Origin of the sequence: uncultured Sulfuricurvum sp. (assembly GCF_937936435.1) — a bacterium.
Classification (GTDB): Bacteria; Campylobacterota; Campylobacteria; order Campylobacterales; family Sulfurimonadaceae; genus Sulfuricurvum.
On record NZ_CALDDG010000030.1, the window covers coordinates 39,342 to 58,321 of the forward strand.

Annotated in this window: 18 protein-coding genes; 3 read left to right on the forward strand and 15 right to left on the reverse strand. The window is 41.7% G+C overall.

Annotation, left to right across the window (positions count from 1 at the left end):
* Positions 1-91 precede the first annotated feature (91 nt).
* Genes Q0389_RS03765 through Q0389_RS03790 form a run of 6 tightly spaced genes read right to left on the reverse strand, consistent with a single transcriptional unit; the run spans position 92 to position 5,857 of the window.
* Positions 92-733 (reverse strand): tRNA threonylcarbamoyladenosine dehydratase, encoded by a 642-nt coding sequence (locus tag Q0389_RS03765; protein ID WP_298691770.1) that lies wholly within the window; start codon positions 731-733, stop codon positions 92-94.
* Positions 730-1,497, reverse strand: coding sequence for a 5'/3'-nucleotidase SurE (surE, locus tag Q0389_RS03770; protein WP_298691772.1), 768 nt, complete (start codon positions 1,495-1,497; stop codon positions 730-732). The genes Q0389_RS03765 and surE overlap by 4 nt, the downstream gene beginning before the upstream one ends.
* Positions 1,494-2,807 (reverse strand): ArsS family sensor histidine kinase, encoded by a 1,314-nt coding sequence (locus Q0389_RS03775; protein WP_298691774.1) that lies wholly within the window; start codon positions 2,805-2,807, stop codon positions 1,494-1,496. Before Q0389_RS03775 ends, surE begins: the two co-directional genes overlap by 4 nt.
* Positions 2,808-2,812: 5 nt before the next feature.
* Positions 2,813-3,475, reverse strand: a complete 663-nt coding sequence (locus Q0389_RS03780; protein WP_298691776.1) for a response regulator transcription factor — start codon at positions 3,473-3,475, stop codon at positions 2,813-2,815.
* Between the two features lie 35 nt (positions 3,476-3,510).
* A complete protein-coding gene (gene feoB, locus Q0389_RS03785; protein WP_298691779.1) occupies positions 3,511-5,622 on the reverse strand; it encodes a ferrous iron transport protein B in 2,112 nt (703 codons plus the stop codon).
* Positions 5,612-5,857, reverse strand: coding sequence for a FeoA family protein (locus Q0389_RS03790; protein ID WP_298691781.1), 246 nt, complete (start codon positions 5,855-5,857; stop codon positions 5,612-5,614). Before Q0389_RS03790 ends, feoB begins: the two co-directional genes overlap by 11 nt.
* 185 nt (positions 5,858-6,042) lie before the next feature.
* On the opposite strand from Q0389_RS03790, the gene Q0389_RS03795 reads away from it, so the two are divergent.
* Both Q0389_RS03795 and Q0389_RS03800 read left to right on the forward strand, forming a co-directional pair.
* Complete coding sequence (locus Q0389_RS03795) at positions 6,043-6,591, forward strand: CDP-alcohol phosphatidyltransferase family protein (RefSeq protein ID WP_298691783.1); 549 nt, start codon at positions 6,043-6,045, stop codon at positions 6,589-6,591.
* A 6-nt stretch (positions 6,592-6,597) separates the two neighbouring features.
* Positions 6,598-7,680: a hypothetical protein gene (locus Q0389_RS03800; RefSeq protein ID WP_298691785.1), complete on the forward strand. Its 1,083-nt coding sequence runs from the start codon at positions 6,598-6,600 to the stop codon at positions 7,678-7,680.
* 191 nt (positions 7,681-7,871) lie between these two features.
* On the opposite strand, the gene Q0389_RS03805 is transcribed toward Q0389_RS03800, so the two are convergent.
* From Q0389_RS03805 to Q0389_RS03835, 7 genes are all read right to left on the reverse strand, one after another.
* The gene (locus Q0389_RS03805) at positions 7,872-8,564 is read right to left on the reverse strand and encodes a metallophosphoesterase (protein WP_298691787.1); all 693 of its coding nucleotides are present in this window, start codon (positions 8,562-8,564) and stop codon (positions 7,872-7,874) included.
* On the reverse strand, positions 8,557-9,486 hold the full coding sequence (locus tag Q0389_RS03810) for a response regulator (RefSeq protein ID WP_298691789.1): 930 nt from the start codon (positions 9,484-9,486) through the stop codon (positions 8,557-8,559). Before Q0389_RS03810 ends, Q0389_RS03805 begins: the two co-directional genes overlap by 8 nt.
* A complete protein-coding gene (locus Q0389_RS03815; protein WP_298691791.1) occupies positions 9,476-11,791 on the reverse strand; it encodes an ATP-binding protein in 2,316 nt (771 codons plus the stop codon). The genes Q0389_RS03810 and Q0389_RS03815 overlap by 11 nt, the downstream gene beginning before the upstream one ends.
* On the reverse strand, positions 11,791-13,002 hold the full coding sequence (locus Q0389_RS03820; protein WP_298691793.1) for a DNA cytosine methyltransferase: 1,212 nt from the start codon (positions 13,000-13,002) through the stop codon (positions 11,791-11,793). Before Q0389_RS03820 ends, Q0389_RS03815 begins: the two co-directional genes overlap by 1 nt.
* 111 nt (positions 13,003-13,113) lie before the next feature.
* Positions 13,114-14,421, reverse strand: coding sequence for a DNA recombination protein RmuC (locus tag Q0389_RS03825; RefSeq protein WP_298691796.1), 1,308 nt, complete (start codon positions 14,419-14,421; stop codon positions 13,114-13,116).
* A gap of 66 nt (positions 14,422-14,487) precedes the next feature.
* Positions 14,488-15,405: an SPFH domain-containing protein gene (locus Q0389_RS03830; RefSeq protein WP_298691798.1), complete on the reverse strand. Its 918-nt coding sequence runs from the start codon at positions 15,403-15,405 to the stop codon at positions 14,488-14,490.
* 2 nt (positions 15,406-15,407) lie between these two features.
* Positions 15,408-15,854, reverse strand: a complete 447-nt coding sequence (locus Q0389_RS03835; protein WP_298691800.1) for an NfeD family protein — start codon at positions 15,852-15,854, stop codon at positions 15,408-15,410.
* A 107-nt stretch (positions 15,855-15,961) separates the two neighbouring features.
* On the opposite strand from Q0389_RS03835, the gene Q0389_RS03840 reads away from it, so the two are divergent.
* Entirely contained in the window at positions 15,962-16,360 is a 399-nt protein-coding gene (locus Q0389_RS03840) for a YchJ family metal-binding protein (RefSeq protein WP_298691802.1), read from the forward strand.
* A gap of 2 nt (positions 16,361-16,362) precedes the next feature.
* Here the strand turns inward: Q0389_RS03840 and Q0389_RS03845 are convergent, their stop codons facing one another.
* The gene (locus Q0389_RS03845; RefSeq protein WP_298691804.1) at positions 16,363-17,166 is read right to left on the reverse strand and encodes a formylglycine-generating enzyme family protein; all 804 of its coding nucleotides are present in this window, start codon (positions 17,164-17,166) and stop codon (positions 16,363-16,365) included.
* Between the two features lie 95 nt (positions 17,167-17,261).
* Positions 17,262-18,836 (reverse strand): methyl-accepting chemotaxis protein, encoded by a 1,575-nt coding sequence (locus tag Q0389_RS03850; RefSeq protein WP_298691806.1) that lies wholly within the window; start codon positions 18,834-18,836, stop codon positions 17,262-17,264.
* Positions 18,837-18,980: the final 144 nt, after the last annotated feature.

The following is an 18,980-nucleotide window of genomic DNA, read 5'->3' on the forward strand; positions in this document are numbered from 1 at the left end:
AACTTTCCTACAAAATTTTGCGGATTGTATCCAAGCGTAGATTAATTATATGTGAAAATTATAGTAATTATAATTTTATGTAGACTATTAACTATTGCAGTGCGATCTTCCGCAATGCCAGAGAACACATCGCCAAACCGAAGGCTCCGGTTACTCCCACAAAACTCCCTTTTTCTTTGATACGGGGGAGTTCGGAAGAGCAGATACAGCTGAAATCGCCCCGGAATTTACGCTTTCGCAATTCATTGCGGATTTTGGAAGCGAACGGGTCCCCTTCGGTCTTCCAGATAGAGCGCACTTCAATCTTAGTGGGATCGAGCCGTTTCGCCGAACCGACCGATGAAATCAGTTTCGGATAGCATTTTTGGATAAGGGCAAGTTTGGCGCGCATGTCGTCGATAGCGTCAAGCACCAAATCATACGGTTCGAAATCAAACGCCTCGACCCATTCAGGGGTAATCTTCTCTGCGATTGCGGTCACTTCGGGATAATGTTTTTGCAACGCTTCGACTTTCAATTCCCCTTCGTGCTCTTCCGAATGCATTTGACGGTTTTGGTTGGTCAGATCGTATCGGTCAAAATCGATGATGGTAATATCACGCACCCCCGAACGATAGAGGCAATCGAGACAGAAACTTCCGACTCCGCCGACACCGAGAAGGAGAATTTTGGCATTTTGGAGTCTGCCGAACGCCTCTTCCCCGAAAACCAACCGCGTACGGGTATTTCTCACAGCCACTCCCGCAATTTTTCCATCGATTCATACGCACTCAAATCCAGCTTGATCGGCGTGATCGAGACAAATCCCTGTTCGATCGCCTCGAAATCACAGAGCCCGAGTCCGTGTTCGCGCGCTTTATACTCCAAAGGATGGAGTCCCAGCCAGTAATATTCCAATCCTCTCGGATTTCGGTGTAAATGGGCATCGTTCGCATAATAACGGTATCCCGCATACGTTACGGCAAAATTCAGTTCATCCGCGTCATACGGAATATTGACGTTTAAAAATTCCCGCTCATTCAGCGGAAACTCACCGTCAAAAATTTTCTCTACCAGATGACGGATCGCTTTTTTCGCCAATGCGAAATCCCCCATCGGCTGAGTGAAATCCATCACTTGCGAGATCGCGATCGAGGGAACCCCCTGTAAAACCCCCTCCATTGCCGCAGCGGCCGTTCCGGAATAGGTAATGTCCTCTCCCATATTGGAACCTTTGTTAATCCCGCTGATGACGAGATCGGGTTTGCGCTCTTCAAAAAGCGAGTGTAATGCCAGATAGACACAATCGCTCGGTGTTCCGTCGTCGAGTTTGTAAAAATCATCCTCGACACTGATAAAACTTAGCGGTCGTGTCAACGTCAGCGAGTGTCCGCATGCCGACTTTTCGGTTGAGGGGGCGACGACGGTAATGCGTCCAAGCCCTTCCAAGGCACTGATCAGGGCGCGAAGTCCCGGAGATTCATATCCATCGTCATTACTGATGAGGATCTCTTTCATTTATGGTTCCTTTTCGTCGGTTTGAGAGGGACACAGATAAAACAGTTCCGTTCTCCCCGTCTTTCGTAAGCGAGAACATAACCGTGTTCTTTCAAGATTGCATCCACGATGTAAAGCCCTAATCCGAAACTGTCTTTGGTAGGCTGATCTTTCGTAAACGGTTCGATGTAATACGAAAGGGGCTTTTTCAATGCCGGTCCCGTATTGCTGAAAACGATCTCCGCTCCTTCGAGCGATATCTCCATCTGCTTATCCGGAGAGTATTTAATCGCATTATCGATTAAATTCTTCACCGCTGTAACAAAAAGACGGTAATCGACTTTAAGCTTCTCCGCCGTATCGATGTTGCATACGACCGATTCGTATTCAACCATGGCTGAATCGATCGCACCGTCGATGATATCGACTAGACGGTATTCCTTCTTCTCCAAATGCTGATTCCCGGATGTGATCTCCTCGATAAGGGCAAACTCTCCGATCAACGATTCCAAACGCTCAAATATCCCTAAAAAACGCCCCTGCTGTTTCTCGTCAGCAAGCATTGTACTGGCTATCCGTCCTTTGGCAATCGGTGTTTTGAGCTCATGCATGATGTTACGCAGAAAAAGGGTCCGCGATTCGATCAAAGAGCGGATTTTATGCTGTGTACTCTCCAACTCGTTCGCGATCAATGCAATCTCGTCACTCCCTTCCATTCTAAAACTGACACTCATCTCCCCTTCTCCGAAACGGGCGATTTGTCGACGAAGGCTTCGCAACGGGCTCAAACGGTAAATAATCAATGCAAATGAGACGATCAGAATCGTCATGATCGTCCCATATGCCGACAAGAGATTCACTCCGCTGTACGCTTCGATACTGTGATCCTCAAGCAATACCGTATGACGGGAAGACTCGACCCAAAAAAAGATTTTTCCCCGATATTCGATCATCGACGTGATAATCGGATGGACGCTTTGCGTGTCATAAGAGATATTCATAGATGCTGAATAATTGCTGACGACAGGGTCATCCGTCGTTCCGTCGGTTTTTAGAATTTTCCCGAAACGTATGATCTTTTCATACCGCTCTTTCGAGCTGATTTCATCCAGATCATACAATGCCAGATTTGCTTCGAACATCGGCTGAGAGAGCTGTTTAAGAAGATACGTATGATAGATTTGGCTGATAAGGGCATGTTTGGAGAAGATGTTGTCGATATGTTTTGCGCGGTTGGTCTGATACAGCTGATAGAAGGTGTAGCTGACACTCGATACCGTCACCAGCAACGCAAATACGACGGTCGCGAGAACGGCATTATTTTTTATCATCGGGACTATTTTAAGAGTTTGTAGCCGATCCCGCGGATCGATTCAATCAGAGTTTTATCCCCCAGTTTATTGCGGATACGTCCCATCATCACGTCAATACTTTTGTTGGACGAATCCTCGTTGATCGCACTGACGTTATGGATCAAATCTTCACGGGAGACGACCATACCCTGCTTTTTGATCATGTGGGCCAAAATTCCGTATTCCGCGTTCGTAAGCTCCAGCGGACGGTTTTTATAACTGATCAGCATGGCTGACTCATTCAGTTTGAAATCGCATGCATTCTCGGAAGCAAGCGCCGATGCGGCATCGTAACGGCGCAATACCGAATGGATGCGGGCTTCGAGTTCCCTCGGATCGTACGGTTTGGGAAGATAATCGTCCGCCCCCAACTCCAGAGCATTGATTTTATCCGTCACATCCGAACGTGCCGAAGAGATGATAATCGGAATGTTTTGCCGGGCACGGATCGCCTCGCATACCTCCAACCCGTCCATCCCAGGCAAGGTTAAATCTAAAATGACCGCATCGAATTTTTCGAGTTTAAGAATACTCAATGCCTTAAACGGATCGTCTTCCGTCGTCACCTCAAAGTCGTACTGTTCTAAAAATTCGGTCAGTATCTCGGCCAGTTCGAGATCATCTTCAATCATTAATATTTTACTCATACCGCAATTGTAGCTTAGTAACAGTTAATCATTACCTAACTGAGCCAAAGTGCCACATGATAAGCGATAAACGCCAATGAGTACGCGACGATTGTCGTAAACAGAAACAAATAACCGAAATATTTGATCCCCCCCGCTTCGCGTGTAAAGACGACCGATGCGGCAAGACACGGTAAATAAGTCATGATAACGACGATAAACGCGACGGCCGAAGCAAAAGGGATATGCGAATTTATCGCCCGGATCAAAGAGTTATCCTCTTCGGTTGCATCGCTTCCCAATGAATACAATACACCGATGGTCGAGACGACGACCTCTTTTGCCGCCAATCCCGTCTGAAGCGCAACCGCCATTTTCCAGTCAAATCCCAGCGGTGTGAATACCGGTTCGATCGCATGACCGATACGCCCCAAGAAACTTTGGGATAGCTGCGCTTCGGCAAGAGCATTTTCATATTTTTTAGCTTCTTGTTCCGTTGCCGCCGTCTCGATTTTCTGCGCATATTCTTGATCCAGTAGCGCACTTTTCGGATAAGTGCTCAAAAACCATACGAGCAGCGAAGCCGCCGCGATAAACGTTCCCGCTTTTTTCAGATACATCATCGTTTTGGTCAGTACGGTATGCCACACCAATTTTACCGAAGGGAGCCGATATTTCGGCATCTCCATAACGAACGGTTCATCGATTCCTTTAAAGGCCGTCATTTTAAGCGCTTTTGCCGCAATCAGACCGATGATCGCCCCGAGGATATAAATACCGAAAAGGACGTTTCCGGCCATTTCCGGTCCGAAAAATGCTCCGGTAAAGAGGACATAGACCGGTAAACGCGCCCCGCAGCTCATAAATCCGATGACAAACAGCGTCAACAGGCGATCACGGTCATTTTTTAGAATCCGTGCCGACATATAGGCCGGAATAGAACATCCGAAACCCGTCACGAGGGGGATAAACGACTGGCCGTGTAAACCGAACTTATGAAAAAATCCGTCCAACAAAAACGCAACGCGGGACATATATCCCGTCGCCTCGAGCAAAGCGATACCAACAAAGAGAATAACAATATTAGGGATAAACAAGACTACGGCACCGACTCCTGCGATCACCCCGTCAACGATGAGTGAACGGACTTCATCATTGGCGATTGTGGCACCGACAGCTCCGCCGAGCCATCCGAAAAATGCATCAATCCAATCCATCGGAATACTTCCGATCTCGAATGTCAGCTGAAACAATCCCCACATGAAAAAGAGAAAAATCGGAATACCGAAAATCGGATGGATCAGAACCGAATCGATCTTTTCCGTCGTCGTTTTCTGTTCTGACGCTTTCGATTTGATTCGGACGGCTTCGGCAATGATACCGCGGTTAAACGAAAGATACTCTTCCGCAAAAATCTCTTTGATATCATCGCTGTCATGGTGTAGCGAGATATGGCGATCCGCTTCGATCAACATCGGCTGTAATTCCGTCCATATCGGGTTGTCATGCAACGTTCGATAGGTCTTTTTTTCCTGCTGCAACAAATTGATCGCAATATTTCGATTGGTAATGCTCGCCTTAAACCGATGTTTGTCGAGATAATCGGCAATGAGAACGATCTCCTCTTCGACCGCTTCGCTAAAAATCAGTTTTTGTTCCTGAAACGGGCTCAAGTGAACGTCTATAACCGCTTTCATCAAAGGCTCAAGCCCTTTTTTCTCCGCAGCGGAAACCGATACGCACGGAATACCCAGCAATTGCGAAAGGTACGCGGTATTGATCTCTATCCCCTCTTTTTCCGCTTCGTCACTCATATTCAGCGCAATCACCATTTTTTTGCTCATCGTCATCAATTCGGCAGTAAGCTGAAGATTTTTCTCCATATTGGTTGAATCAAGGACATTGATAATCAAATCATACGATTCGTTGGTCAAAAATTCATGGGTGACCCGCTCTTCGATCGAATAATCGGTAAACGCATACGTTCCCGGCAAATCGACGACATTAAAATCGAATCCGTCGTATTCAAACATCACTTCGGTTTTATCGACGGTGACTCCGGTGAAATTCCCGACATGCAAACGGGCATTGCTGATCGAATTGATCAACATGCTTTTTCCGACGTTCGGCTGCCCGACAAGCGCGACTTTGATTTTTTTATCGGACATTACATACCTCGATCAGTGCCGCTTCCTCTTTACGTAAAGCCAAAGCGACATTTCCCACCTTGATCTCAAACGTACTTTTTGCCGGTGCGCATTCGAGCATTTTGACTTCAGCGCCTTTCATCAACCCAAAAGAGATCAATCGTTGTTTCAAAGGGCCTGTCGCGTTGATTTTTACAACGGTAGCGACCCCGCCTTTGGTACATGCGCTCAATAGCGTCATCGTATCGGTTTTCATAAAACTGCCTTTATACATTCTTATATTGATAAATATGGGTCATTCATGCTGTTAATAGTAATACTTTAATCATAATAGCTATCAACTTATACACCCCTTAATAATGATAACTCTTTTCAAAAAGAATCTTTATTTTATGAACTGCGCTATAATTATAGTTAAATTACCCAAAACTAGGATCGTTAATGCACTTTTTATGGCGTTCTACCAGTCACTTTAATCTGGCCAACTTGATTACGATGGCAAATATCACCTGCGGTCTCCTCGCAACCTATTTCATTACCCAAAACCATTTTACGTATGCCGTTGTCCTCGCATGGATGGGAGGAGCATTTGATATTTTCGACGGAAAAATCGCCCGCAAATATGCCCTTTCCAACGAATTCGGCATTCAGCTCGATTCATTTGCCGATTTTCTGAGTTTCGTCCTTGTCCCGACGTTTTTTATCTTTCAGGGCGTGTACTCCCATCTCACCGGATTGCCGCTTATCATCACTTCTATCGCCTCGATCTATTACGTCATCAGCGGACTGCGTCGCCTGATTCAGTTCAATATCAACTCCGATGCCGGAGAAGTGGCAAAACATTTTACGGGAGTTCCGACGCCGCTGGGTGCCATTTTATTGTGGATTGTATGGCTCGGGTCGGGATTTATCGGATGGGTCGGCGTTTTGGCTCTGATGATCATCATCGGAGCGTTGCTGAATTCGAAGGTAAAGATTCCGCATTTATAATACTGAATGGCAAACTTATTTCTTTTCCCACTAAAATCGATAGCCGATCTCTTCGGAATCGAGTCTATCCCCGCTCTACTTTATAAAAATATTGAAAAAGATGCTCTCGATAAATTACCGCTAAGCGAGCGAACATTCCGGAATCTCTTAAATGGGGAAAAACAGCCAACTCCTAAGACGCTCGATAAATTATCCTCGATGATACCATTTGTGGATTGGGATCATACTCACGAATTTTCAAACTATATGACGGGTTGGGAATTTTTTGTTTATTCGCCAAGTTATGAAGATCTTCCATTTCCCTATTTTAAAAAGAAATTTGCAACTTTGGCAATTGAAGAAGCATCTATAATCAAAGAAGTACGTAATTACGCTTCAGAAGATGAACGGATGCAATTTGTATTTAATCATCCCTTTATACACTCTTTTTTAACACCTAATGATATATCCATTATCACGACTGGAAGCGATTTCAATACGAATAAAAAAATCGTTATCACCAAGTTACACCTTAATATACTTCTCTACTGCATTGCCTATATCGATGCCGAATACGGTATCAGCCGAAAAGAGGACAGAGGAGATCGATTCTCATTTATTAAAAAAATACTTCCGAAGTTCGATCAAGACAACTATATCAATCCTATTGAATCATTTTTTAAACTCCTAAAAGATCACTATAAAACTACTTATACTGAAATGGCAAAATCGATAAATGTCGATACTAATAATCCAGATGAAAAAGAGCAATTAGCCTCTAAAAAAAGAAAGTTTAGAACTTGGCGGAGTAAAGAAAGCAAAAAACTAAAGCGAGCATCTTATGATGAGATCAAAAATATACTTCGCACTCTTGAACCGGAATTAGACGAGATTGGTCTTAATTATTCGGCCCTACTCTATTACTATGCACTCTTTTTACATAATCTTTTTCAAGACTCCTTGAAAAGTAAAATTGATGATATTGATCTTTTTAAGTCTGACCGCGAATTAGTCAAGTGGATAAAAACACTCTATGATAATTATTTTGAGGAAGCATATGTAGAAATTGAAGAGTTGATTACCAAAGATGCTCAAAGCATCTTTGGCTAATCGCTTATCTTTTTAGAGCGCAATTGCCTCTACCGCCACCTGATGGGTTACCTGTTGTACTAGGTCCATTTGGTGGTGTACATCCGCCTGATTTAGCCATGTGTTTTTCTCCTTTACAATGATATGAGGAAATTGTATCTGTAAAAGTAATATCAAAAAAGAGGAACTTTTTCGGAAATTTTCTTTCTTTATTATTGTGCTATGCTGTTGCTTGCCACACTAACTATTACAAAATTCTCATTCATATTTGAATCAAAAACTACTGCACTGAGTTTATTCCCATAAACACATCCTGTATCGATTCCAATAGCATGTTTACTGATATTTGGTTCATCAAACCACTGATGACCGTAGACTATAAATCCTTGATTCCCATCATACACATCTGCCCAAAAAATCGAATCTTCTGTTTCCTCGCCATGAGCTACAAAATGACCATTTTGATCTAAATAACGAAGCCTAAGCAGTTTTTGTTGTTCACGTTTAGATAGATTTTCTAAAAACATAGAGTTCTGCAATCCACCATGTATAATCGTAATGTGTTCGAAACGTAAAAAGAGCGGAAGAGATCGTAGAAACTCTATATCTTTAGGCATTAAGTTATCAATTATCTGCTGTTCATCACTATCTAAAATGATAGGATTTTTTTTAGGGGATTCTTGATGATTTAAATAACGGATGATTTTGTCTTCGTGATTACCGAGGACTGAGAGGATGCCATTTTTCTGGATATAGTGGAGTGTTTCAATCGAATGAGGGCCTTTAGTGATTATATCACCGACACATACTTCAATATCATTATTTTGAGGGTTGATTTGCTGACGAAGTTTTTGAAATTCGTCTAAACATCCATGAATATCGCCATAAATTATTAATTTATTCATTAATCTTTAATTTGAGATTATTAAGATTTGCTTTGTGCTTCTGAATATTTTTACGAATATTTTTACACAATTCAGCATCAAATGTTATTCCATCTTCAGCATGTTTAAAATATTTTCTAATCACTTTTCCTTCTGCATCTCTATCCTCTTCTAGTTTTGCATGGGCAAACTTATTTCTAATTTTAATAATTTCATCTTGATACTCACTAGAAAAATCTTTTTCATTTAATTCATTTAAAATCCATGCAAGTGTCTTTATTTTGTAATCAGCACTGAATACAAAATTATCTTTCATTAGCTCTTTAAAACCATTGTCTTTAGTTTTCCAATCCCCATCTACATACTTAAGCTTATCAGAAAATAGTTGACTTATTTGTTCTAAAATTTCTACTTTTAAATCTCTAGTTTTTTCTATTTCATACTTTTTAATAAACTGTTGAATCATTGTGAGTTTTTGATTATCCATATCACTTGTTTCATTCATAATCATCCCACGCATAACGACTATATCATGAAATTTTTGTAATGTAAGATCAATCAGTTTTTTAATTTTTTCCACAACAGCATTTTCATGTGTTGTACCAGAAGAAGAAGTTTCCAAAAAAGAGATTCGATCTAATTTTATTATATCTTGCAAATCAGCTCTAGCCGTGTAAAACAAAATTTCTGCAAAAATTTTGCTTTCATTTCTAATTTTTGCAACAACTTTATCGCCATTCATTTCACCCATATGATAATCCGTTAAGATTAAATCATAAGAATCATCAAGTTGAGAAAAGAAGTCTGTAGCAGTATTGGTGGTATGTACAATGGCTTCAAAGCCTTCATTTTCCAAGTATGTTCTGATTTCATCAACATACTCATCGTCAATAAAAGAATCAATTTGATCATCAAGCCATAGGATTTTGTATTCAATTTGCATTTTTTACCCTAATTATAAAGATCGTGCCCTTACCAACTTCAGAATCGACATCTATAGTTCCCTTCATTCGTTTTACGGTTGATAATATATTGAAAAGCCCTATTCCTGATCCATCAGTAGTTGTATAACCTAATTCAAAGATATGACCAATGTTTTCTTTCAAGATACCCTTACCATTATCCTCTATATGTAGCACCAATTCACCAGCATCAATATTACACTTAAATACAATTTTTTTTGCCCCGGCTTTGTCTGCATTTTGAATTAAATTATCAATTAGAGTTGTGATTTCAAGCGGTCGAATAGTCATATTATACTTATCAGCCGTAGACCCTATATTTAAAATTTCAATATCAGAATCGATAATTTTTTTATCGGATAGATATAACTCATTGATATACTCTCTAATAAAACTAATTATATCCACTGGAACATCTGTAGCTGTTAGGTTAAAATTGGCTTTGGTTACAAATTTTGATATTGACGCTATTTTTTCAGCTTCATGCAGGATAACACTAATATATTTTTTTTGCTTCTCTGTCAATGTATTTATATCGAAAGATTTGGTGAAGAGATTTACATTCCGAATAATCCGGCTTGAAGAGTGATCTATTTGATGTTGCAACCCAAGAATTTGTTCTTTTTCCATCCCAATTATTGAGCTTTGGAATATATTTCTTTTCATTTGTTGTTCTAATGCTTGTGAAACAACAACGACTTTTTCTTTTTCTGAATTTAGAGCTTCTTTTACTAGTTTGTTTTCCTGAAAAAGTACCGTATTTTTTTCTTCTACTTCATAAAGAATTTTTTCTAATTCATTTTTTTGTTGCGATAATCCATTCATTTGATTTTTAATCTTATCTATCTCATCTAATAATTCGGCGTTATTAGATTTTCGTGCTATATCAATCAAATTCTTTACAATAGGATCAGTCAGATCATTTTTTTCTTGCAGGATATTTAAGAAATCGCTTGCAAACTCAAATATTTTAACATCTGGAGCATCTGCGAGTTTTTTTATTAAATGAATAATTTTGGATTTGCTTTCTAAAGTATTAAGTACAGTTAAATTTTCTGATTCATTATCACGATCTCTGATGATCCCATCTAATTCCCACTGTATTCCAACAACATACTTTTCTAATCTTTTAAGAACTTTTTCCCAAAAAAACTCTTCTAATTCCAAATAACCTTCTGTTGCAATTAATCCACTATCTCTACTACTTTTTTCTTTAAATTGGTTAGAATATTCATTGATGTTAATACTACCAATAATATTCCTTGTTGCAAAATATCGACTATGCCCTTGTTGGTGCCTTGTATTAATACCAAAGCTATCATCATTTTCTTCTCCATAAGGATACACTCTAAAACCATTATTGAACAGTAGAACATGTCCAAAACGGAGTGGTGCTACACCCATTACTGAAGAAAAATTATGTTTAGCTTTTTGATTTAAATATAGCAATGTTGCAGAAGAATTTTTCAGATGCTTATAGTGACTCTTTTCTCCAATTTTATAAATTAATGTGCCCCTATCAGACAAACTAGTAATAATATAACCTTCTTTAATCGCTACATCGATTCTTGTTGTTTTCATTGTTAATACTTTTATTATTTCATTAACAACTGGAACCGGAAACATAGAATCTATTGATTTAATATAAATTTGAAAATTATTCGATACAGTATTTACTTCAAAGGGGTTAATAAGTTTACCTAGTGAACGCTTCAGTAGTTGTATTTGTTTATCACCCCATTTTGTATGTAACTGAGAAATCTCAAGTATTACGCCCTGTTGTAGATCATATGGAACTGTTTTCGGTGAGCTATATTCTACTTGTATATTTATGAAATCATTTTGTGCATCTTGTTCAAAATCATCCCAATCAACATTTAATTGGTGAAAATCTGAAGAAGATACTTTTCTTGAAATTAATTTCAATTTTGAACCAAGTCTATCACAAGAAAATCTACCAATCCCCTTAGCTCCAGCAAAACCTCTTTTTAGATTAATTTTATCTCGATAGTCTTGGTATCTAGTATCTTCTTTTAACTCTTTATCTTCGGTATTGTCTTTTTTAGCAGAATAAGCCACAAACAGCCATTTATTCTCTATGTCATTAAGATCCATACCTTTACCGTTATCTTGGATAATAATTTTATCTTTTTCAAACGTTATATCGACTCGTGTAGCATGTGCATCATAAGCATTTTTAACCAATTCAAAAATAGCTACTTCATCGTTAATAATTAAATCTTTTCCAATAATGTTTTTTAATTCTGAACTGATCCTAAATTCCATTAAATCATATCCTTGAGTACAAGTCCGGCTTGCTCACCAAAAAGCGGAGGAATGGCATTACCTATCTGCGTATATCGTGGAACTTCTACTCTTCGCCGCAAACCACCTGTCGTATATTTACCTTTAAACTCATAACTATCTGGAAAAGATTGTATTCGTGCATATTCTCGAACTGTTAAGATTCTTGGTTCACTGTAATGTATATAGTCATCGGGGTGAGTCGTAAGAGTTGGCGTACAAGATTTTTCACACAGTGGAACTACTGTATGTTTCTTTAGCCCAAACATTTTGTTGAGTTCATCTGAAAACGATTTATTTGGTTTACCATGCTTAATTACATAATTAAACCGTTGAACAATATCCTCTTTATGATTTGCAAAACGATGACTGTCAACAACTGTACTTGATGACTTAACACCTTTTCTCATAAGCTTTTGATAGTTGCTATTTGCCTCTGAATACACACCTGCTTTGAAATTCTTGCTATCAGGTGAATCAACACTGCCGTTTGATTGTAAGATATCGGAAATCGCATCACTTAACGATGTCTTATCATCAAGCTTTTTACTTTTAAAGAACTTGGCTCTGTTCTGTACGATTGAATCAAAAAAGAAATCAGATTTTCCTTTCTTCGTCCCGACTAAGATATAACGCTGTCTTTTTTGAGGAACTCCGTATTCAGAAAAATCGATAATCTGACCTTTTACATCATAACCCAATTCTTCTAGTTTTTTAACAACATAGACAGAATACGCTTCGCCGCGTTTATTGTCTTTTTTAAATCCAATCGTAAAACCTTTTACATTTTCAAAAAACAAGATTTCGGGTTCGACAAATTTGACAAATTGGATATAAGAATCGATTAGTTTATTGCGTTCATCATCTTCACGTCTTCGCCCTGCCATAGAAAAACCTTGGCAAGGTGGGCCACCTGCGATTAAAGATATTTTACCTCTCAATGATTCAAGTTCTTTCGAATATGTAGCAATGATTGCATTAATATCATGATTGGTTTTAGGTAACCAGTCAGGCCAATCAAAATTATTCTTTTTATCTATTAAATTGTATTTGAGAGTTGAAAAGGCATCAGCACTTTTTTCGATAGCAAATGTACCTTGCCATCCTGCATTATGCAAGCCTAATGCAAGGCCGCCACAGCCTGAAAATATGTCAATATATTTTAAATTTAGCGACGATGATTTTTCACCCATAAGAACCCATTTATCTTTTTCGATTAATTTAAGTTTATTTTATCTAAAAATTATAGTTTTAACTCACAATTAAAATAATTTTTATAGGTTTAAAACAACAATAAATGTTATTTATAGTATCTCTTCATCTTCTTCGGCATCGGTTAGTGAAGTTGGAAGCAATTTCTTCGGTTTTAATCCGAGTTTCCGCATTGCTTCAACTCGACGGATAAGACTTCCTTTGCCTGATAGTTTAGTCATTGCACTCTCATAGCTTTTTTGGGTTCGTCCGATCTGATCACCGATTTTTTCCATGTCATCTACGAATCCTACCAATTTATCGTACAGCGCTTCGGCCGATTCCGCAATCGCTTTCGCATTGCGCTCCTGATACTCGCTTCGCCAGATATGTTCAATGGTGCGGAGCGTGACAAGAAGGGTTGAGGGAGAGACGACGACGATGTTTTGTTCATACGCCGTTTTGAAGAAGGTATTATCCTGTTCCAAGGCCAGAAGAAAAGCCCCTTCAATCGGCATAAAGAGCAAGACGAAATCGAGAGTACGTACTCCGCTAAGCTGTTCATACCGTTTCCCGCTCAGCCCTTTGATATGCGCGTGGATCGAGAGTAGATGCTGTTTTAGCGCTTGAGAGCGTTCTTCGTCGTTTTCCGCGCGGACAAACGCATCATACGCAACCAATGAGACTTTCGAATCGATAATAATGTCTTTGTTCTGCGGAAGATGGACGATGACATCGGGACGAAACTTTTTCCCCTCTTCGTCACTGAGGGTGCTTTGCACTTCGTACTCATGCCCTTCACGAAGCCCCGACTCTTCCAAAATCCGTTCAAGAACGATCTCCCCCCAGTTACCCTGGGTTTTATTCTCTCCCTTAAGAGCTTGGGTGAGATTGATTGCATCTTGGCTGAGCCGTTCGTTGAGGGTTTTGAGGCGGAGGATTTCGTCTTTGATGCTTTGGCGCTCTTTGGCATCATGGATAAACTGCTCTTTACTCTGTGTCGCAAACTGTGCGATCTGTTCGCGGAAAGGTTTAAGAAGGAGGTCCAGTCCTTTGGTATGGGCTTCGTCAAACGTTTTTGCTTTTTGCTCGAAGATCTGCGCGGCGAGCTGTTCGAACTGCACTTTCATCTGGGCTTTAGCTTCGTCGAGGAGGCGGATTTTCTCTTCAAAAGAACGGGAGGATTCTTCATGACGCGTATGCAAAATCGCGTAATCGCGTTCAAGCGCATGGTAATCACGGTTAAGAACCTCATGTTTCGTTTGGATTTCCATCCGTGCCGTATATTCTTGGGAAACAGCATTTTGAAGCTGCTCATTTTGAGATTGGAGATAAAGAAGATTTTGGCGCGAACGCATCAGCGCCCACCCCGTAATTACGGTACTTAAGAGTGCCGCGATAAAGAGAATCGGATAAAGCATGGCTGTCAACTTTTTAAGCCATTATAACAATTTAGCCTTAGCTGTCGAAATAGATGACAGATTGCCCTATTTTTTCTCACCGAGTATATTTCCCAAATATCCCAGCGATCCGACTGCTCCGGCAAGACTTTGCTGCCAATCCGCAGGCATAAAGACCACCTTGGAATTGTCCGCTTCGCTCAGTTTTTTCACACTGTCGATATAGCGCTGCGCCAACAAATAGTGAGGAGCCGCTTCCCCGCTTACGAGCCCTTGAGCTATCATCACCATCGCTTTGCGATCCCCCTCTGCCAACTCTACTTTTGCCTGAGCTTCCAATTTTGCCGCTTCCAATCGCCCTTGCGCCTCCAAAATCACCGACTCTTTCAAACCTTCCGCCTGTGCGATAGCCGCCCTCTTCTGCCCGTCAGCGATCAAAATCGCCGCTTCACGTTCACGGTCGGCCGCCGCTTGGCGTTCCATCGCTTCTTGAAGGTTTTGGCTCGGACGGATATCCTGCACTTCCAAATTTCCGAGCGTCAATCCCCATCCGCTCAGCGAATCGCGGATTTTCCCGGCTACCTGGGCTTTGATCTGATCGCGTTGCGAGAGCGATTCGTTCAATGTCATCCCCCCGATTACGGCGCGGAGTGTCGTCGTCGTCATGTTGGCGACCGCACTTTCGAAATTACTGATCGAATACGATGCTTTTCCCGGATCGGTGACCCTGTAAAATACGACCGCACTGATAATGACGACGGCATTGTCTTTCGTGATGACTTCCTGCTCTCTGGTTTGCTGTATCAACTCTTTGGTCACAATTTTATACGCGACGATGTCTACAATCGGTATCAGCAGATGAAGTCCCGGCAATAGAGTCTTGTGATACTTTCCGAGCCGTTCGACTACCCATTCTTCCCCCTGCGGAACGATCCGAACCATTTGCGAGAGGGTATATACCACCGCGGCGACTAAAACTAAAGAAAAAACGATACTTACATCCATATTTATCCCTCTAATGTAGTTTTTTCGACGACAACCGTGTTGCCGTTGAGTTTGACGACGCGAACTTCCGTTTGGATATCGATATCACCTTCTTCGGTGATTGCCGGCCATCGGCGCGTCCCTACGATCGGTTCGTATAACTCTATCTCGCCCTCACGATGGGGTGATAGGGGAGTTATCGCCACCCCCAAAATCCCTACGAATTCGTTATGGGTCCCTACCGTATCGCGTTCATCGTCCCCAACTCCCCGTTTTTTAAAGACAACGGCACCGATAATCATAAAAACTGCCGCAATGACCAACTGCCAAAACAGCGATTCCGGAAGCCAAAATGCGACCAATGCCGCCGATATGAAGCCGACTCCCGCGAATAACGCAAAAAATGTCGGAAGCATCATTTCGATGACAAACGCGAGTACTCCGAGTATCAGCCAAATATAATACGACATGGCGATCCTTTTGTGTTTCAACAAGAGTACATTGATCCCCCTTATGCTCTCCTGATACATAAATTTTCATCAGAATAAACCAAGAGTATCTACACTATTATTGCGCCATGAAATTATCTGCAAATGCCCCCTGCCCGTGTCATAGCGGTGAAAAATACAAACGGTGCTGTTTCCCCTATCATAAAGGGATGCTCCCTTCCGATGTTCTTAAACTGATGCGCTCGCGTTATTGCGCCTATGCGTTGGATCTGCCCCACTATATTATTGCGACGACCCATCGTGCGAATATCGATTATACGGAAGAGACCGCTGCGTGGAAAGAAAGCATTCGGGAATTTAGTCTGAACACCCGATTTTCGGGATTGAAGATCATAGAATTTGTCGATGGAGAAAGCGTTGCTTACGTCACATTCGAAGCGATACTCAACGACACTCCGTTTCGGGAGAAAAGCCGTTTTCTCAAAGAGAACGGCAAATGGTTATACGAAAGCGGCGAGTTTCAATAATATTATTTAAACGGATCGCCGTTAATCACGAGACGAAATCCGATATCGTTCGCAACCAGATCGGGGCGCGAATAGCCGCGAAACGAACTGCGCAAACACAAATAGCCGGTTTTATAGCTTCCGCCGCGGCGCACCTTGAACGATTCCCCTTCCGCTCCGCCGATACGCGGGCTCCCATCGCTCGGGGCTCCGTTATAGTTGGCAAAAAAGTCGTCTTCGCACCACTCCCAGACATTACCGAGCAATCCGTAGATTCCCAGACGGTTCGGAGACTTACTGTCTACGACCGCCGTTTTTCCGTTGGAGCTGTATTCATAAATGGCATATTCGTCCAACAACGCTTCCGAATCGCCGAAAGTAAATCGGGTATTCCCCCCCGCTTTAGCGACGTATTCCCATTGCGCCTCAGTCGGTAACGCATAAAATCGGGTTTTCCCTTCGTAGCGGTTGAGCAGTTCGACATAGGCTTTGGCATCAAACCAGCTCACCTGTTCGACCGGATGACGACGGGAACTCTCTTCTTCGACCTTATCGTTTTTAAAATACGAAGGGTTGAGACGTGTCAGTTTAAAATACTGTTCTTGGGTGACCGGATATTTTGAAATCCAAAATCCTCCCACTTTCACCGTATGAACAGGGGCTTCGACGTCACCCCCTTCGTTATACTGCGGATTGCGTCCCATCGAAAACTCTCCGCCGTCGATGTAGAGAAATTCCATCCCGATCGAATTGGTAAAATCTCGGGGAGCCTCCTCGACAATAGCGACAGGAGTCTCTTCGGTTTTCTTTTTAAAAAAATCGAGCAAACTAACCCTTTGAAAACATGTTTGATAATCTTCTGGCGACAATATAGCAAAAAGTGTTCACAACTTTCATATTTGAAAGCAAAAAAAAGAAATTCTTACGATTTAAACTTTGAAAGCTGCCCGTTTAGGTTTTGTGTCATCGTGCTTAAGTGTTCCGCTGCCGATGCAATCTCTTCGACACTCCGTGCATTTGAAACTCCGAGATCATTGATCGTTTTTACCTCTTTGGCTATGTCCTCTATCATACCGGCCGTATGGTTGAATACGCCCACAGTAGTTTCCGTCGTTTGCGTCGCTTCGACCATAGCGGATGCTACCGACGCGATTTCGGCTTCCGCCTCATCCGAGATAATAGAGAGGTGCTCCATCTTTTTCGAGTTTTCATTCATCTCTTCGCTCGCCTCGATAATAGCCTGCACGATCACATTGATCGTCGACTGTATCTCCACAAGACTTTTTTGAGTCCGTTCCGCCAACTTTCGAACCTCATCGGCCACGACGGCAAATCCGCGCCCGTGTTCTCCCGCACGTGCCGCTTCAATCGCGGCATTCAGTGCTAAGAGGTTAGTCTGTTCGGCGATTTCGGAAATCGCATTTAAAACCTCTTTGACCTGCTTGGTATCGTTACTCAAATGCTCGATCCGCACCGCCATCTCATTTTCTATCTGGGCATTTTTTTGAACTTCTGCCGTCAATGCCGTAATTTTTGCCGTTGTATTGCCAAGCGCGTTTCCGGCTTCGGAAATGTGCATTTTATTACGGTTTACTTGTTCGATAACATCATGAATATCGTGATTGATCTCTTCACTTTTCCGGGCGACCTGATCGATAGCGCTGAGAGTTTGTTCGACCGTTTTGCCTACTTCGAGAGAACTGACCGACAACTGCTTCGCTACCGAAGCGTTTTCATTCGAGGTGCTTTTCGTATTTTGGATAAAACTTCCTAATTGCCGACGCACCGACTCCAGACTCGACGCAATCTGCGATATTTCGTTTTTGCCTTCGATTCCCAGCGGTTTTCCGAGATCCAAATCGGCTAAACAATTGATTTGGGTGATCAGATGTTTGATACCGTCCAGAATTAAAGCGATGACGCCAAAACCGATGACGACCGAAACAAAGACCGCTAAAGAGAGGATAAAGTTCGTTGTCTTTGCCGATTCCGAAACATCGGTAATTTGTTGCGAAGATGCTTCCAGCGATTTAACATTGAGAGAGCTCCATTCATCCAGTCTTTTTGCGAGCACTTCAGCATAAGGGTCAAGTTTTTCCATCCAGGGATTTCCCGAAGCGGGACCTCCGTTGATATATGCTTGCGCCATTTTTTGGCCGATTGCGTAATACTCGGATAAATCAGCTTTAAATTGTACGAGTTCTTCCCTCATTTTGGGATTATCCTGCTCGGAGGCGATCAGGGTCTCGATATCCTCATTTGCTTGGCGGTAATACTCTTCAGCCTCTTTCAATCCGTCATCGAAGCCGGGTTCGCCCCGCGTCGCCGAAATATCGGTTAACCACTGCTGTATCTGAATCACGTTGATTTTCAGATTTATAAATCGCAACGTTCTCGGTATCGTTTCGTTGCTTTGGCTTTGCAGCATCGCTTCGACATTTCCCGCCGATCGATAATTGCTCGCCATACTGGCGATCAGCAAAAGCCCTATAAGCACCATAATACCTTTTAAAATAGTCCGAATCGAAAATTGTTTAATCCAATCCACTGCGCGTTTCCACCTCATAATAAAATTACCATTTCTTATAGTTTTTTATAATCCCGAAACCTTCCTAAATTCTTTCTGAAACGGCTTTTTCTT

What these genes read in the sequence shown, in the direction of transcription:
- Q0389_RS03835 (WP_298691800.1), bottom strand. Translation starts at nt 15,854, where the DNA reads ATGTCGTATTATATTTGGCTGATACTCGGAGTACTCGCGTTTGTCATC.
- feoB (WP_298691779.1), bottom strand. Translation starts at nt 5,622, where the DNA reads ATGTCCGATAAAAAAATCAAAGTCGCGCTTGTCGGGCAGCCGAACGTC.
- Q0389_RS03840 (WP_298691802.1), top strand. Translation starts at nt 15,962, where the DNA reads ATGAAATTATCTGCAAATGCCCCCTGCCCGTGTCATAGCGGTGAAAAA.
- Q0389_RS03820 (WP_298691793.1), bottom strand. Translation starts at nt 13,002, where the DNA reads ATGGGTGAAAAATCATCGTCGCTAAATTTAAAATATATTGACATATTT.
- Q0389_RS03795 (WP_298691783.1), top strand. Translation starts at nt 6,043, where the DNA reads ATGCACTTTTTATGGCGTTCTACCAGTCACTTTAATCTGGCCAACTTG.
- Q0389_RS03815 (WP_298691791.1), bottom strand. Translation starts at nt 11,791, where the DNA reads ATGGAATTTAGGATCAGTTCAGAATTAAAAAACATTATTGGAAAAGAT.
- surE (WP_298691772.1), bottom strand. Translation starts at nt 1,497, where the DNA reads ATGAAAGAGATCCTCATCAGTAATGACGATGGATATGAATCTCCGGGA.
- Q0389_RS03805 (WP_298691787.1), bottom strand. Translation starts at nt 8,564, where the DNA reads ATGAATAAATTAATAATTTATGGCGATATTCATGGATGTTTAGACGAA.
- Q0389_RS03780 (WP_298691776.1), bottom strand. Translation starts at nt 3,475, where the DNA reads ATGAGTAAAATATTAATGATTGAAGATGATCTCGAACTGGCCGAGATA.
- Q0389_RS03810 (WP_298691789.1), bottom strand. Translation starts at nt 9,486, where the DNA reads ATGCAAATTGAATACAAAATCCTATGGCTTGATGATCAAATTGATTCT.
- Q0389_RS03825 (WP_298691796.1), bottom strand. Translation starts at nt 14,421, where the DNA reads ATGCTTTATCCGATTCTCTTTATCGCGGCACTCTTAAGTACCGTAATT.
- Q0389_RS03800 (WP_298691785.1), top strand. Translation starts at nt 6,598, where the DNA reads ATGGCAAACTTATTTCTTTTCCCACTAAAATCGATAGCCGATCTCTTC.
- Q0389_RS03775 (WP_298691774.1), bottom strand. Translation starts at nt 2,807, where the DNA reads ATGATAAAAAATAATGCCGTTCTCGCGACCGTCGTATTTGCGTTGCTG.
- Q0389_RS03830 (WP_298691798.1), bottom strand. Translation starts at nt 15,405, where the DNA reads ATGGATGTAAGTATCGTTTTTTCTTTAGTTTTAGTCGCCGCGGTGGTA.
- Q0389_RS03790 (WP_298691781.1), bottom strand. Translation starts at nt 5,857, where the DNA reads ATGAAAACCGATACGATGACGCTATTGAGCGCATGTACCAAAGGCGGG.